13 protein-coding genes and 3 pseudogenes are annotated in these 15,222 nt (G+C 63.0%); 3 read left to right on the plus strand and 13 right to left on the minus strand.

Annotated elements, in window-relative coordinates; genetic code table 11:
- The first annotated feature begins 66 nt into the window (after window positions 1-66).
- On the plus strand, window positions 67-732 hold the full coding sequence (locus DC31_RS10465) for an SIMPL domain-containing protein (RefSeq protein WP_036279625.1): 666 nt from the start codon (window positions 67-69) through the stop codon (window positions 730-732).
- 6 nt (window positions 733-738) lie between these two features.
- Here DC31_RS10465 and hflX read toward each other — a convergent pair whose 3' ends face one another.
- Window positions 739-2,244, minus strand: coding sequence for a GTPase HflX (gene hflX, locus DC31_RS10470; protein WP_036279628.1), 1,506 nt, complete (start codon window positions 2,242-2,244; stop codon window positions 739-741).
- 59 nt (window positions 2,245-2,303) lie between these two features.
- On the opposite strand from hflX, the gene DC31_RS10475 reads away from it, so the two are divergent.
- Window positions 2,304-2,945: a class I SAM-dependent methyltransferase gene (locus DC31_RS10475; protein WP_036279630.1), complete on the plus strand. Its 642-nt coding sequence runs from the start codon at window positions 2,304-2,306 to the stop codon at window positions 2,943-2,945.
- A gap of 6 nt (window positions 2,946-2,951) precedes the next feature.
- Here the strand turns inward: DC31_RS10475 and DC31_RS10480 are convergent.
- Together DC31_RS10480 and dapF are read right to left on the minus strand one after the other, a co-directional pair.
- Window positions 2,952-4,335 (minus strand): annotated as a pseudogene (locus DC31_RS10480) (LLM class flavin-dependent oxidoreductase).
- Between the two features lie 81 nt (window positions 4,336-4,416).
- Window positions 4,417-5,290, minus strand: a pseudogene (gene dapF / locus DC31_RS10485) (diaminopimelate epimerase).
- An 82-nt stretch (window positions 5,291-5,372) separates the two neighbouring features.
- On the opposite strand from dapF, the gene DC31_RS10490 reads away from it, so the two are divergent.
- A complete protein-coding gene (locus DC31_RS10490; protein WP_036279632.1) occupies window positions 5,373-5,603 on the plus strand; it encodes a PLDc N-terminal domain-containing protein in 231 nt (76 codons plus the stop codon).
- On the opposite strand, the gene DC31_RS10495 is transcribed toward DC31_RS10490, so the two are convergent.
- The 10 genes and pseudogenes from DC31_RS10495 to DC31_RS10540 form a co-directional block, all read right to left on the minus strand.
- Complete coding sequence (locus tag DC31_RS10495) at window positions 5,567-6,109, minus strand: dihydrofolate reductase family protein (protein ID WP_036279909.1); 543 nt, start codon at window positions 6,107-6,109, stop codon at window positions 5,567-5,569. The genes DC31_RS10490 and DC31_RS10495 overlap by 37 nt on opposite strands.
- Before the next feature lie 32 nt (window positions 6,110-6,141).
- Window positions 6,142-7,053, minus strand: a complete 912-nt coding sequence (gene miaA / locus DC31_RS10500; protein ID WP_036279635.1) for a tRNA (adenosine(37)-N6)-dimethylallyltransferase MiaA — start codon at window positions 7,051-7,053, stop codon at window positions 6,142-6,144.
- Entirely contained in the window at window positions 7,046-8,596 is a 1,551-nt protein-coding gene (miaB, locus tag DC31_RS10505) for a tRNA (N6-isopentenyl adenosine(37)-C2)-methylthiotransferase MiaB (RefSeq protein ID WP_036279638.1), read from the minus strand. Before miaB ends, miaA begins: the two co-directional genes overlap by 8 nt.
- A gap of 32 nt (window positions 8,597-8,628) precedes the next feature.
- Window positions 8,629-8,952: a regulatory protein RecX gene (locus DC31_RS19445; protein ID WP_235201432.1), complete on the minus strand. Its 324-nt coding sequence runs from the start codon at window positions 8,950-8,952 to the stop codon at window positions 8,629-8,631.
- A gap of 424 nt (window positions 8,953-9,376) precedes the next feature.
- Window positions 9,377-10,432, minus strand: coding sequence for a recombinase RecA (recA, locus tag DC31_RS10515; protein WP_036279641.1), 1,056 nt, complete (start codon window positions 10,430-10,432; stop codon window positions 9,377-9,379).
- 243 nt (window positions 10,433-10,675) lie between these two features.
- Complete coding sequence (locus DC31_RS10520; RefSeq protein ID WP_036279644.1) at window positions 10,676-10,900, minus strand: DUF3046 domain-containing protein; 225 nt, start codon at window positions 10,898-10,900, stop codon at window positions 10,676-10,678.
- Between the two features lie 35 nt (window positions 10,901-10,935).
- Window positions 10,936-11,244, minus strand: coding sequence for a helix-turn-helix domain-containing protein (locus tag DC31_RS10525; RefSeq protein ID WP_036279648.1), 309 nt, complete (start codon window positions 11,242-11,244; stop codon window positions 10,936-10,938).
- A 156-nt stretch (window positions 11,245-11,400) separates the two neighbouring features.
- Window positions 11,401-11,883: a CinA family protein gene (locus DC31_RS10530; RefSeq protein WP_036279651.1), complete on the minus strand. Its 483-nt coding sequence runs from the start codon at window positions 11,881-11,883 to the stop codon at window positions 11,401-11,403.
- Complete coding sequence (gene pgsA, locus DC31_RS10535) at window positions 11,880-12,458, minus strand: CDP-diacylglycerol--glycerol-3-phosphate 3-phosphatidyltransferase (protein ID WP_036279654.1); 579 nt, start codon at window positions 12,456-12,458, stop codon at window positions 11,880-11,882. The genes DC31_RS10530 and pgsA overlap by 4 nt, the downstream gene beginning before the upstream one ends.
- Window positions 12,458-15,177: pseudogene (locus DC31_RS10540) on the minus strand (DNA translocase FtsK 4TM domain-containing protein). Before DC31_RS10540 ends, pgsA begins: the two are co-directional and overlap by 1 nt.
- Window positions 15,178-15,222: the final 45 nt, after the last annotated feature.

Below are 15,222 nucleotides of genomic sequence, written 5' to 3' on the forward strand. Positions count from 1 at the left end.
CAGTATGCGCTCGTGTAGCCCGCGGGGCAAGGGCACCTCATTCCCGGTCTGGCGTAAAGTCGCACCATGAGCGATGTCACCATCACCGTCCGAGGCGAGAACGAGGCGCGAGTCGCGCCCGAACGCGCCACCGTCAGCGTCACCGTCCGCACCGAGGGCCCTGAGCGCGCCGCGGTCGTTGACCGGGTGATGCGCCTTGCCGAACCTGTACGTGCGAGCATCGCCGAACGTAAAGAATCAGGCGCTGTCGCCGATTGGACGAGCAAGCGTCTTGCGGTGCGCGCAGAGCGGCCGTGGAACAACGAAGGCAAGCGCCTCGCCCTGGTCTATCACGCGACCATCGACTTCAGCGCGACTTTCACCGAAGCATCCGAGCTGTCGATCTGGGTGTCGGATATCTCCGCATGGGACGGTGTCGAGATCGGCTGGGTGAACTGGGATTTGACTCCTGAGACCCGCGCCAGGGTAGAACGCGAAGTCGCATCATCCGCCGTCGGCGTTGCCGTCGCACGCGCCGAGGCCTACGCCAGCGCTCTAAACCTCAGCACCGTCACGCCGCTGGAAATCGCCGATGTCGGCCTCATCTCCAAAGCGCAGCCGCAACGTGCCCCACAGATGATGCAAGCGCGCGGGATGGCGTTCGCAGTATCCGACTCCGCACCGACGATGGAGTACGAACCCGATGAGATCATCGTCTCCGCGGCCGTCGAGGCGCGCTTCACCGCCAGCTAAGCGTCTTCAGCGCGCGAACGGCGCTAACTCTGCAGCAAGCCGCTCGGAGACGTGTGCGTGGATGTCAGTGCCGTCCTCGCCGTGTTCTGCCGACAGCAGTACGCCGGTCTCATGCACCGCTGCCACGAGGTCACCGCGGTCGTACGGTACCCGCGCATGCACCTCGACGGCCGGTTTCGGGAGCGCCTCGTCGATCGCCAGACGCAACTCCTCGATGCCCTCACCTGTGCGCGAAGAGACAAAGTGCGCGTGGGACTCGAGGCCCTGCAGCACGAGGCGTTCGTCGTCGGGGATGAGATCCGCCTTGTTGAACACGACGATCTCGGGAATGTCGCGTGCTCCGACATCACCCATCACGTCGCGCACCGTCTGCAACTGACCCGCAGGATCAGGGTGTGCTCCGTCGACGATATGCAGCACGATGTCCGCGTCTGCTACTTCTTCTAGCGTCGAGCGGAATGCTTCAACGAGCTGGTGCGGCAGATTGCGGACGAAACCTACTGTGTCGGTAAACGTATAGACGCGGCCGTCAGCCGTTGCCGTGCGACGCACCGTGGCATCCAACGTCGCAAACAGTGCGTTCTCGACGAGCACGCCAGCACTCGTAAGCGCGTTGAGCAGGCTCGACTTGCCCGCGTTCGTGTACCCCGTGATCGCGACCGAGGGAATCGTGTTGCGCTTGCGTTCAGCACGCTTCGCGTCCCGCGCGGGGGTGAAATCACGGATCTGTCGCCGCAGCAGCGCCATGCGGGTGCGGATGCGGCGCCGATCAAGCTCGATCTTCGTCTCACCAGGACCGCGCGATCCCATGCCCGCGCCGCCGGCACCGACCTGGCCCCCGGCCTGACGGCTCATCGAATCACCCCAGCCGCGCAGGCGCGGAAGCAAGTACTCGAGCTGCGCAAGCTCGACCTGCGCCTTACCCTCGCGGCTCTTGGCGTGCTGGCTGAAGATGTCGAGAATGACGGTCGTGCGGTCGATGACCTTCACTTTCACAACGTCCTCAAGCGCGCGCCGTTGGCTGGGCGCGAGCTCGGAGTCGACGATCACGGTGTCTGCACCAGTCGCTGCGACGAGATCCTTGAGTTCTTGTGCCTTCCCTCGGCCCAGGTATGTCGCCGGATCCGGGTGCGGGCGCCGCTGCAGCACGGCGTCAAGCACGACGGCACCGGCGGTCTCGGCGAGGGCAGCGAGCTCACGCAGAGAATTCTCGGCATCCGACTGCGCACCCTGTGGGTACACACCCACCAGAACGACGTTCTCGAGACGCAGTTGCCGGTACTCGACCTCTGTGACGTCCTCGAGTTCGGTGGAGAGGCCAACGACACGACGCAGCGCGTGCCGATCCTCCAAATCCCACTGATTTCCGTCGTGGTCGCCGAATGCGGCGGTCGAAGAATTCTGCAGCGCCTGCGCGCCCCCGAATACCCGCGCCGCAGTGCGCGTTTCTGCATTCGCAAGCACGCGGTCCAGCATCTCGTCGGAGTGTGTCTCGTCTGTGGCTTTCGTCATCCTCTGCCTTCTGTGTTCGGCACCTTAACCTTAACCCCGCTGTCCGGTACGCTCGCCGTATGGGGTCCGATCATTACTTCACTGCGGCCCCGGCAAGTGCGGAGAACCTGCGAACCATCAAGGTGACCCTCGCAGGTCGCGAACTCGAAGTGACTACCGCTGGTGGCGTCTTCAGTCCTGACCGCGTGGATGCCGGGACAGCAGTGCTTTTCGCAAGTATGCCGCCACTGCCGCCGGGCGGGAACTTTCTCGACCTCGGCAGCGGTTGGGGGCCAATCAGCATCACGATGGCGCTCGCATCCCCCCATGCCACGGTGTGGGCGGTCGATGTGAACGAGCGTGCTCTCGACCTGGTTCGTCGCAACGCCGAGGCGCTTGGCTTAGAAAACATCAACGCGGTGCTGCCCGACGATGTTCCCGATGACGTCATGTTCCGCACGATCCGCTCGAATCCGCCGATCCGAGTGGGCAAGAACGTGCTGCATGACATGTTGCTGCGCTGGATTCCGCGCCTCGATGAGCACAGTGACGCCTGGCTCGTCGTACAGCGCAACCTCGGAGCGGATTCGCTGCAGCGGTGGATTGGCGCGAGCTTTCCCCCTGGCTACAGCGTGTTTCGTACCGCGACGGGCAAGGGCTATCGTGTGCTGAAGGTGCGCAAGCACGGTACGCCGCAGACGATGCCGATCGACATCGCCTGAGCGCGGTCAGACCTTCGCTGTGGTGTGCACGCGATAGCTCGCTCCACGATGTTCTTCGGGGAGCCGGTCTCCACGACCGTGCAGCTTCTGACGAAGAGTGCCTGGCGTGTACTGGGTCTGGTAGACACCGCGGCGCTGCAACTCCGGCACGATGAACTCGACGATGTCCTCGAACGTGCCCGGGGTGATGGCGTACGCGAGGTTGAACCCGTCGACGTCGGTCTCGTCTACCCAGTCCTGGAGGAAATCCGCGACTTCATCCGGGGAACCGACAACCCGTGGGCCCAGGCCGCCGATGTTCCCCAGCCGGGCAATGTCACGAACCTTCCACTCTTTGCCGTCATCGCCAGCCTGTTGGAAGTTTGCGACGGTTGACTGAATGGCATTGCTCTTGACGTTGCCAATCGGTTCGTCAAGGTCGTACTTCGACAGGTCGATGCCCATCCACCCCGACATAAAGACCAGGGCGCCCTCGTCGCTCGCGTACTGCAGGTAATCTTCGTGCTTAGCGTGCGCCTTTTTCGCTCGTCTCATCAGTGATGATGGTCAGGAGCGTGTAGATCTTCGCGGAGTAGCGGTCGCGTCCCGCCCCCTCTAGGGCATCGCGAATACGCTTCACCACTCCTGCGAGCACTGTCTTCGTGGGCGCTGCAACGAAAATCGCCTCCGCGTTGCCTGCGGCGAACTCGATGCCGCGGGGCGAAGCGCCGGCTTGGTAAATCACCGGCGTCCGCTGTGGCGAGGGCTCAGAGATGTGGATACCTGGCACCGTGAAGTGCTCACCGTGGTGGCCGATCTCGTGCACCTTTGACGGGTCGGTGAACACACCGCTCTCGCGGTCGCGGATGACGGCGTCATCCTCCCAGGATCCCTCCCACAGCTTGTAGGTGACCTCAAGATACTCGTCGGCAACGTCATAGCGCTGGTCGTGCTCAAGCTGATCGTCGTGGCCCATATTGCGCGCTGCGGAGGGAAGGTAGCCGGTCACAACGTTCCAGCCCACGCGTCCTTCGGTGAGGTGGTCAAGCGTCGACATGCGTCGCGCGAAAGGATAGGGATGCTCGTAGGCGGTGCCAGCGGTCACCCCGAAGCCGAGATCCTCGGTCACGGCAGCCATGGCACTAACCAACAGAATCGGGTCATTCACTGGCACCTGCGCCCCGTGGCGAATTGCTGCCTCGTTGGAATCGCCATACACGTCGTAGGTGCCGAGCACGTCGGCGATGAACAGTCCGTCGAAGTTGCCGCGTTCGAGAAGCCTCGCCAATGAAGTCCAGTAGCTGAGCTCTTTGTATCGCGCTGACTGGTCGAGCGGATGCCGCCACATCCCGGAGGACTGGTGAGCAACACAGTTCATGTCAAAGGCGTTGAAGCGGATCTGCTTGGGCATGCCACCCATATTTGCTGATGCAGTGGATTCTCGCCTTTTCCGCGGTAATCCAATGACTTATTTCACCGACAAGCACAGACCTCAGACCAGGTCGACGGTTCCGCTGTAGACAAGCTGCGCGGGGCCGGATAGTGCGACATGTTCGCCATCCTCGGCGGGGAACATCCGCACGCTCAGAGTGCCGCCTGGCACCTCAACACGCCAGTTGTCCGGAGCACGCTCCCCGGCCCAGTAGCGCACGGCAAGGGCCGTAGCTGCAACTCCGGTACCGCAACTGAGAGTCTCCCCCACACCACGCTCGAACACTCGCATAGAGACATGCCCGATGCCGTCACGCACGAGCGGGTCGCCGGGCACGACAAACTCCACGTTCGCGCCAGTGGGAAGTTGTGGCTCAAGTTCAGGCATGTACTCGAGTTCGAGACCAGCGAGCTCTCCCTCAGAGGCGAGAGCGACCACGACGTGCGGGTTGCCGACGTCGATGCCCAGGCCAGGACGAGCGACGTCGAGGCCGCGGGCCATGGCAAGTGGATCATCGCCGGATAGGCGCCAACGTCCAAGGTCGACCTGGTAACCAGTGCCGCTACTGGTCACATCGCGCACGCCGGCGCGTGTTCCGATCGGCAGCGTCGAGCCCGCGTCAATTGTGGCGAGTCCAGCGCGGACCAGATAGTGCGCGAAGACCCGGATGCCGTTGCCACACATCTCGGCAATGGAGCCATCGGCGTTGCGGTAGTCCATGAACCACTCGGCAGCCGGCTCCTCTCGGAGGGCTGCCGCGTCCCTCCGGGAGGGCTGCAGAGCGGACCACACGAAGAATGCCGTCGGCGCCGATTCCGAAATGTCGGTCGCAGAGCACGGCCACCTGCTCGGCGGTGAGCTCGAGCTCGCCATCCGGGTCGGCGATGATGACGAAGTCGTTGCCGGTGCCGTGTCCCTTGGTGAATGCGACCATGTCTTCAGTTTAGAGACCATGTGGCAGCCGGGGCTGGCGCACGGGGCATCCGAGGTCGAGGATGGACCAAGGAGGTCGAGACATGGGGCACGACAAGAAGGACATCAGCCAGGTGAACCTGGCAGGCAAGGTGGCACTCGCGGCACTCGGAATCGTCCAGGTCACCTTGGCGACACTGGCGTTCTGGGATCTGGCGCATCGGGCTGACGAGGATCTTCGAGGACCGAAGCCCGCATGGATTCCGGTCATCCTGGTGAACTGGATCGGCCCCGCGGTCTACTTCGTGCTCGGCGTCAGGCGCGATACCCGGTAACGACCGCACAGGAAGTCGCGGTTGCGCGCGACCTCGAGCAGTTCGAGGTCGAGCATTCGCGGAAACAGCGGCGCGCCAGCTCCGAGTGTCACCGGCGCGAACTGCACCCAGATCTCATCGAGCAGCCCCGCGTCGGCGAACTGACCGGCGAGGCCGCCGCCGCCGACCACCCACAGGTCTTTGCCGCCAGCGGCCGCAGTCATGCTCGCGTGCACCTCGGAGATCGGTTCACTGGTGAGTGTCACGTCAGCGTCGTCGGGAATCTTCAGCTCTCGATGAGTGAACACCCATGTCGGCTGGGTGTAGCCCCAGCGGCCCTCCTCATGATCCATGACCCACTCGTATGTGGATGCTCCCATCGCCAGCGCGCCGATCGTCTTCTCGAACGGCTGATACGCCATCGGTCCCTCGGGATCGACGTCCTGCTTCAAGAGCCAGTCGAGCGAGTGCCCTGGAGTGGCGATGAATCCGTCAAGGCTGGATGCAGTGAAGAAGTGAGTGACCATGTCACGATACTGACACGCACCACTGACGTCGGTCAGAGTAGCGTCGCCGGATCCGTCCCCGGGCCGATCCATTCAAGCTCGGGATAGCGCTTGAACCACGACACCTGACGACGCGCATACCGTCGGGTGAGGGCCTGCGTCTCGGCGATCGCTGATTCTTCCGTGAGCGTTTCATTGAGCTGGCCCAGGGCTTGCGTATAGCCGATAGCCCGTCCCGCGGTCACACCGTGTTCGAGACCCGCCTCGCGGAGCGCTCGGACTTCGGACAGCATCCCCTGCTCCCACATCCGCTCCACGCGCCTGTCGAGTCGCTCAACGAGTTCACTGCGCTCGCTGTGCAGACCAATGATGCGGGTGTTCGGATGCCACAACCGGGGAGCCTCGGGTAGGGCCGCACCGTGCGTGTCAGAACCCTGAGCGAGTACTTCCAGCGCCCGGACGAGGCGGCGGCCGTTCTTCCGGTCGATGCGGGCAGCAGTGGCGGCGTCTTGCTCTTGCAGTCGCGCGAACAGGGCATCGGCGCCCTGCTCATCAAGCTCTCGCTCCAGACGCTCGCGGACAACCGGATCACGAGGTGGGAATTGGAAGTCGAAGATCACGCTGGAGACGTACAGCCCCGAACCACCAACCAGAATGGCGTCGCCGCCACGCGCATGGATGTCTTCGATCGCGGCGCGCGCGAGCGGCTGGTACCACGCCACCGCGGCTTCCTCGGTGACGTCGCGCACATCAAATAGGTGGTGCGGGATGCTGCGGCGTTCTGCGAGCGGAAGCTTTGCCGTCCCGATGTCCATGCCCCGGTACAGCTGCATGGCGTCGGCGTTGACGATCTCAGCGGCATTGCCCGCATTGCGCAACGAGTCGGCAAGGTCAAGGGCGAAATCGCTCTTGCCTGTGCCGGTGGCGCCGACGACCGCCCAGAGGCGCGGAGCTGGACTAGACACCGACGCGAAGCGTGGGAAGCCCCAGCGACACCGCACGCGGAGCACCGGGGTCACCGGCGGTCGCCGGAACGGCACAGGACTCTGCCTGCGCGCGATCCCACGCGTCTCCCCCACGTGTCCGCCGGATGCGCAACGGAGCACCGGTCGGGTCATCGGCGAGCAGGTGGAACGGCGCGCCGTGGGTGATCTTCACGGTGACGACGTCGCCCGGACGCGGAATCTCGGAGCCTTCGGTGACCTCGAAGTGCACGAGACGGTTGTCTTCGGCTCGGCCGGTCAGGCGGTGGGTCTCGGCATCTTTCTTACCCTCGGCGGAGGAAACGAGAACGTCGACTTCACGGCCGACCTGCTTCTCATTCTCTTCGACGGAGATGCGCTCCTGCAGAGCGAGCAGACGGTTGTACCGCGCCTGCACAACTGCCTTGGGTACCTGATCTTCCATCGTTGCGGCGGGTGTGCCCTCGCGGATGGAGTACTGGAATGTGAACGCGCTGGCGAAGCGAGCCTTCTCGACGACCCTCATCGTGTCTTCGAAGTCGTCTTCGGTTTCACCGGGGAAGCCCACGATAATGTCGGTGGTGATCGCGGCGTCAGGGATGCGATCGCGCACGCGGTCGAGGATGCCGAGGAACTTCTCGCTGCGGTACGAGCGACGCATCGCCTTCAGGATGCGGTCGCTGCCGGACTGCAGCGGCATGTGCAACTGCGGCATCACAGAGGGCGTTTCTGCCATGGCATCAATGACATCATCAGTGAACGCGGCAGGATGCGGGCTCGTGAAGCGGATGCGCTCGAGTCCCTCGATCTCGCCCGCCGCGCGCAGCAGTTTTCCAAACGCCTGACGATCGCCGAACTCGACGCCGTAAGAATTTACATTCTGACCGAGGAGTGTGATCTCGATCGCACCGTCGTCGACGAGCAGACGCAACTCGTTCAGGATGTCGCCGGGCCGACGATCCTTCTCCTTGCCACGCAGGCTCGGGACGATGCAGAACGTGCAGGTGTTGTTGCAGCCGACCGAGATTGACACCCAGCCGCTGTGTGCGGAATCGCGCTTGGTCGGCAGCGTCGAGGGGAAAACCTCGAGAGACTCGAGAATCTCGAGCTCTGCGTCGCCATTATGACGCGCGCGCTCGAGCAGGCCGGGCAACGATCCCATGTTGTGTGTGCCAAATACGACGTCGACCCAAGGCGCCTTGTCGAGCACCACGTCCTTGTCCATCTGCGCGAGGCAACCGCCGACGGCGATCTGCATACCGTCGTGCTTGTCTTTGATGGACTTCAGATGACCCAGCGTGCCGTAGAGCTTACCGGCGGCGTTGTCACGCACGGCGCACGTGTTGATGATGACGACATCGGCCTCGGAACCCGAGTCGGCTCGGGCATAGCCAGCACTCTCCAGCGATCCGGAAAGACGCTCGGAGTCGTGCACGTTCATCTGACAACCGAAGGTGCGCACCTCGTAGGTTCGCTGGCGGCCGTCGGCATCGACGGACGCCGACGAGGGCGAGATGATCGTCGGTTCGCTGCGCGGGATAGTCATGGTTCACCTATTCTACGAGCGATTCTGCGCACTCAGTCCGAGTCTACGAACCGTACTCCGCTCGGCGCCTGTCCCAACGATGCTTCGGTGAGGGCCATTCGCGCGGCGTTCATGGCTACGGCGCCGCCGTAACCGCGACGAGCAAGCTGCCCCACAAGGCGTCGCAGCGCCGTATCAAAGTCGAGCCGTGAGAGCGATCGCGCCTTCGTGCGGGCGAATTGAAGGGCCCGTTCCGCATCGTCGTCAGGGAGATCGCCCATCGCCGCGTCAATGACATCGCGCGGAATGCCGCGCTGCGAGAGAGCACGCGAGAGCGCAACGCGCCCCTGCCCCTTGCGCTCGACTCCGGAGAGCACCAGCTGCTCTGCGAGGACCCCGCGTCGAGGTATCCCCGACGACAGAACTCGTCAATCACATCGTCGATCTGCGCGGTCGTCAGATCGTGGCCGCGCAACACCTGCCTCGACTCAGAGATCGAGAGTGAGCGCGCGCGGAGCTTTCGAACAAGTGCCGCCGCGCCGACTTCGCGCGTCCGGTCGGGCTCAAGGTCGGAGTCAGGCTCGGCTGCGACGTTGGTCTCGAGGCCCGAGCCAATCTCGGCGTTCGGGGTGGAGGTCTGCTCCCCCGAGGGAACAGATGCCGCCATCTTGCGCAGACCTCGGTGCGCGGGATGGTTCTCACCCACAGCGTGGAGCGGCTCATCGTGATCCGGCTGTCGCCGGCCGAAGAGCGGGATTACGGGGGCGAGGTTGTCCTCGCCCCCGTTCTCACCTGTCGACATCACGCGGGACGACGCTGCGCGAGCTCGTCATCGGCAGCGGGAGCCTCGTCAGCGACCGCGCCACCGATTCCGAGCTTCTGCTTGATCTTCGTTTCGATGTCGCGCGCAACATCGGCGTTCTTGAGCAGGAACGAACGAGCATTCTCCTTGCCCTGTCCGAGCTGATCGCCGTCGTAGGTGTACCAGGAACCCGACTTCTTCACGAGGCCGTGCTCCACACCGAAATCGATGAGGCTACCTTCGCGGGAGATGCCGGTCCCGTACAGAATGTCGAATTCTGCCTGCTTGAAGGGAGGGGCCATCTTGTTCTTAACGACCTTGACACGGGTACGGTTACCCACCGCCTCGGTGCCATCTTTCATGGTCTCGATGCGACGGATGTCGAGGCGAACCGAAGCGTAGAACTTCAACGCCTTTCCGCCGGCCGTAGTCTCGGGCGACCCAAAGAAGACACCGATCTTCTCACGCAGCTGGTTGATGAAGATCATGGTCGTGTTGGTTTGGCTGAGCCCACCGGTGAGCTTACGAAGCGCCTGCGACATGAGGCGGGCCTGCAGGCCAACGTGGGAGTCGCCCATCTCGCCCTCGATCTCCGCCCGCGGCACCAGGGCTGCAACCGAGTCGATGACGATGAGATCGATCGCACCAGAACGCACGAGCATATCGGCGATCTCGAGCGCCTGCTCACCGGTGTCAGGCTGCGAGACCAAAAGGGCGTCGATGTCGACGCCAAGCTTCCTGGCGTACTCGGGGTCAAGTGCGTGCTCTGCGTCGATGAAGGCCGCGATTCCGCCGCCACGCTGAGCATTCGCAATCGCGTGCAGCGTCAGCGTGGTCTTACCCGACGACTCCGGACCGTAAATCTCGACGATACGTCCACGCGGCAGGCCACCAATGCCGAGAGCGACATCAAGGGCGATAGAGCCAGTGGGAATGACAGCAACCGGCGCACGCTCGTCGCTGCCCAATCGCATGACCGAGCCCTTGCCGAACTGTCGGTCGATCTGAGCGAGGGCTGATTCCAGGGACTTCTCGCGGTCGGCGGGTGATGGCATGACGTGCTCCTTATGCTTGCGTGGTGCCGCCTGTAGGCTGTCGCGGCAGCCCCGATTGGGGCGAACTCTCCGACAAGGCGTATGGCTTTTCGGCCTGTCTTCACCGTAGAAGGAGCCTCCGACATTGCGTCATCTGCTCCAGGAACTGTGGAAGACAAGTCCTCGAAACCACTTGTGCAGAACGATACCCGGGCTTCGAACAGATCTTCGACGACACGCCGAATCAGCGCGTCACAAGCATCTTTACCGGCGGCGAGGTTCTAGACGGCCCGCGCCATAGCGGCGTTCAGCCGGAACATCGGTCTCCACACAGAGAGCGATCCAGATATCACGAGGCGCAATGCCGGCGTCAAGTGCCTCCAGCGCGGTACGCCCACCCACTGCATCGAGCACAAGGTCAGTCGTCAGCGAAGACGCGCGCGCACCGAACTCAAGGCTCACCGCGCGAAGAAACTCACTGCGTCGCATGTATGAGAACAGTCTGGTCTAAACCCGTAAGAGGGTCAGTGCAGTGAGAGCTCGGACTCAACGGACGCCACAAGATCGTCGGGAACGACATCAGGGAAGACCTGAATACCCTCGAGCACGGAGATACGGTCTCCGACCTCGCGCATGATGATGGAGATGGGCACATCGAGTGCGTCGGCAACCGAAGCGAGAATCTCGCTCGATGCCTCTTTCTGACCACGCTCGACTTCACTGAGATATCCGAGCGCGACCGAAGCCTTACCCGCGACCTGCCGGAGCGTGCGCCCCTTCTGCAGGCGGAAGTCCCTCAGCACATCGCCGATTTCCTGTCGTACAAGAATCATCGGAACCTCCTCTCCATTCCTCTAATCGAAGTCTCCTCCGAATGGATCGCTAGTCTAACGCGACTCGCTGACAAAAAAGCTATAGTTTCACGCTGTGCATTTGTTGAGAGCACATCTGTTGTTCGCACACCTGACACAACGACCAAACTCGGCATGCTATTCCCGCATCCACTCGCACGCCACGGCGATTGCGGCGTCAACGGACTGGGCGCGAATCGACGCTCGATCCCCCTTGAATAGGAACTGATACGAGTGAACGCCCGCCGGTGAACAGACGCCGACGTGCACGGTTCCCACTGGTTGTCCGTCTGGGGATTCGGGTCCGGCGATGCCTGTCGTCGAAATTCCCACGTCTGCCGCTCTGCCGTCGACACGCATCACCTTGCGCACACCCGTCGCCATCTGCTCGGCCACCCGGGGGTGCACCGGGCCGTGTACGGCGAGCAGTTCCGCGTCCACTCCGAGCAGCGACGCTTTCACCGGTGTGGCGTAGGCAACCACCGCACCGAGAAGCACCGCAGATGCGCCCGGGACCGAAACGATCTCGGCCGCGAGAGCGCCACCGGTGAGCGACTCCGCAATGCCGAGCGTCCAACCGTGTTCCTTCAGCGCCAAGAGCAACTGCGCTGCGTCATTCACAGCCTCCCCGCCCGCGATCCGCGCACCTGCGAAATGACGTAGTCAATCCCACTTGCCACCGTGATCACGAGCGTGGCATACATGAGCACGACCCCGACGCCGACCCAAATATCCATGCCGATCACCTGATGCAGCGGCAGCAAGCACCACCCGAGCGCGACTCCTTGCAATGCGGTTTTCACCTTGCCCATCCACGCAGCCGCGACGATGTGGTTGCTCGCCACAATGAAACGGTGGATTGTGATGCCCCACTCACGGATCAGAATGATGATCACAACCCACCACGGCCACTCGGTCAGAATGGCGAGTCCGATGAAACCTGCGCCGGTGAGGAGCTTGTCTGCGATCGGATCCCACAGCTTGCCGAAATCGCTCACAATTTCGTATTTGCGCGCCAGATACCCATCGACCCAGTCCGTGGAGATGGCGAATATGAACAGCGCACCCGCGATCCAGCGCACCACCACGTCGTCCGAGCCGTATGTTCCGCCCCACAGAAGAACGATGAAGAACACCACTGCGAGCGGGATGCGAGCGATCGTGATCGCATTCGGCAGCTGACGCGGAATTGCCATCAATCGCGACCCGTCAGTCCCCAGGCGTCTTCATCGCCGTCATCTTCATCGACCGCCGGGAGTCCCTGAAACTGGGCTTCAATCGGGTCTTGGTGATGGTCGGGAGCTGCAGAAGCAGAAGTTGGGAGAACGGCGGGCGCGGCTGCAGGCGGATCTTCACCGCGCAGCGTGGCGATCACGCTCGGCAGCTGCTGAGCAGTGACCAACACGTCGCGAGCCTTGGAGCCCTCGGACGGGCCGACGATCTCGCGCGATTCCAAAAGATCCATGAGGCGCCCCGCCTTCGCGAAGCCCACGCGGAGCTTGCGCTGCAGCATCGACGTTGACCCGAACTGGGACGACACCACGAGTTCGGCCGCAGCAAGCAGAACCTCGAGGTCGTCGCCGATATCTTCGTCGACTTCTTTCTTCTTCGTGGGCTCGAGCGCTTCTTGCACATCAACGCGGTACTCGGGGCGAGCCTGTGCCGTCACGTGCTTGACGACGGCGTCGATCTCGCTTTCCTCGACCCACGCGCCTTGCAGGCGGAAGGGCTTCGACGTTCCCATGGGAGAGAACAGCGCGTCGCCCTGGCCGATCAACTTGTCCGCTCCCGGGCTGTCAAGAATCACTCGGCTGTCCGTGACGCTGGTCACGGCAAACGCGAGGCGTGATGGCACATTGGCCTTAATCAAACCGGTCACGACATCGACGCTCGGACGCTGTGTGGCGAGAACCAGATGGATGCCGGATGCACGAGCGAGCTGCGTGATGCGGACGATCGAGTCTTCTACGTCACGGGGTGCGACCATCATGAGGTCTGCGAGCTCATCGACCACGACCAGGAGGTACGGGTAGGGCTTGAGCACGCGCTCGCTCCCCACCGGCAAAACGATCTCGCCCGCGCGAACAGCCTTGTTGAAGTCGTCGATGTGACGGAATCCGAAGGCGCGAGGTCGTCGTAGCGCATGTCCATCTCTTTCACCACCCACTGAAGAGCCTCTGCGGCCTTCTTCGGGTTAGTGATGATGGGCGTGATGAGGTGAGGCACACCGGCATAGCTGGTGAGCTCAACGCGCTTAGGGTCAATCAGCACCATGCGCACGTCCGAGGGACGCGCACGCATCAGCAGGCTCGTGATCATCGAGTTGATGAAGCTGGACTTACCCGATCCGGTGGAACCGGCGACCAAAAGGTGCGGCATCTTGGCGAGGTTCGCGACGACGAAGTTGCCACCGACGTCCTTGCCGACGCCCACCGTAAGCGGATGGGTGCTCTTATGCGCGGCGGCTGACCGGATCACGTCACCGAGGGCGACCGTCTCGCGGTCGGTGTTCGGAATCTCGATGCCGATTGCGCTCTTACCCGGAATCGGCGAGAGGATGCGCACATCGTTCGACGCGACCGCATAGGCGATGTTGTTGCTGAGCTGGGTGATCTTCTCGACCTTGACGCCGTGTCCGACCTCGACCTCGTACTGCGTCACCGTCGGGCCGCGGGAGAAGCCGGTGACCTTCGCATCGATCTTGAACTGGCTAAGCACGCTGGTGATCTGTTCGACGACTCGATCATTGGCTTCAGAGCGAGCGACAGACGGCGGGCCTTCGCTGAGCACGCTCGGCGAAGGCAGAACATACGGCGCGCTGGGTGCCTGAAGCCCGCGGTCGCCGGGGCCTTCAGTGCCGAAACCGGTGAGGCCGGGCAACTCAGGCTGTTCGCCGGTATCTCCTGAATCGTCGAGGAGCGCAGTACTCCCCTGCTCGCCGAGGCCAGCCATCACGCTCTGCACATCGGTGAGAACCTCCGTGGCAGACTCTGTCGAGTCCGCAAGAATCACCGCCTGGTCGTAGGCGTTATTCTCGCCCGGCATGTTGATCGTCGGCGTAAGCAGTTCGGTGAGGTCCTGCGAGCTATTCCCCTCGTCGGGGTCTTCTTCGCGGCCCGTCTTGTTTCGTCGCCACCACGGCAGCGCATCATCCGACTCGTTGGCATCGTCTGCTTGAGGTGCTTCTTCAACCTTCGGTTCTGGGCGCTCCGCGCCGAACATCCAGGCGTAAAGATCGCCGAGACGGGCACCAATCCGGTTGGGCGGAGTCTTCGTGATGATGAGCAGGCTGAGCGCTGCAAGCAGCGACAGCACGATGTAGGCGACAACGTTGTTGAGAATGGCCAGTGGTTCACCCAGCATCCAGCCGAAGAGCCCGCCAGCCGCGCTGAGCGCTGGCATGCCCTCTTGTGGTTCGGGTCGCCCGCCTGCGACATGGCAGATGCCGGCGATCGAGAGCACGAAGAGCCCGAACCCGATGCCAATTCTCCCGTTGTCGTGCACCGACGACGGATGCCGGAAAAGCCAGCCCGCGAGGATCAGCAGCATCACCGGCATAAGGAAGGCGGTACGTCCGATGAGTCCGCCGACCGAGTACGCACTGATGTTCTGTGCGACCTCGTTGCCGATGAAGAACCACTCGTTCACTGCTCCGAGGCACGCAAGTAGGACCAGCAGCAATGGGAAGCCATCGCGGCGCTGATCTTTCTCGAGGGCTTCGGGACCGAACGCACGGAAAAGCCCGCCGACACCGTGCGCGAGTCCGACCCAGGCGCGGACTGCGACCGGGGGCTTTTCGATGTCGTCGATGTACTTCTTCGGAGCGGGCATCTTTTTCGTCACGGCCGTCTGCGCCTTGGCGCGCGCCGGAACCTTCTCGGACGCGCGCGAGGTCTTCGTGGTGCTCCTGGCCATGCCAAAAGCCTACGCCGAGGGGCAGACATCACCCGTAATGACGCG

Source organism: Microbacterium sp. CH12i (assembly GCF_000685355.1).
GTDB lineage: Bacteria > Actinomycetota > Actinomycetes > Actinomycetales > Microbacteriaceae > Microbacterium.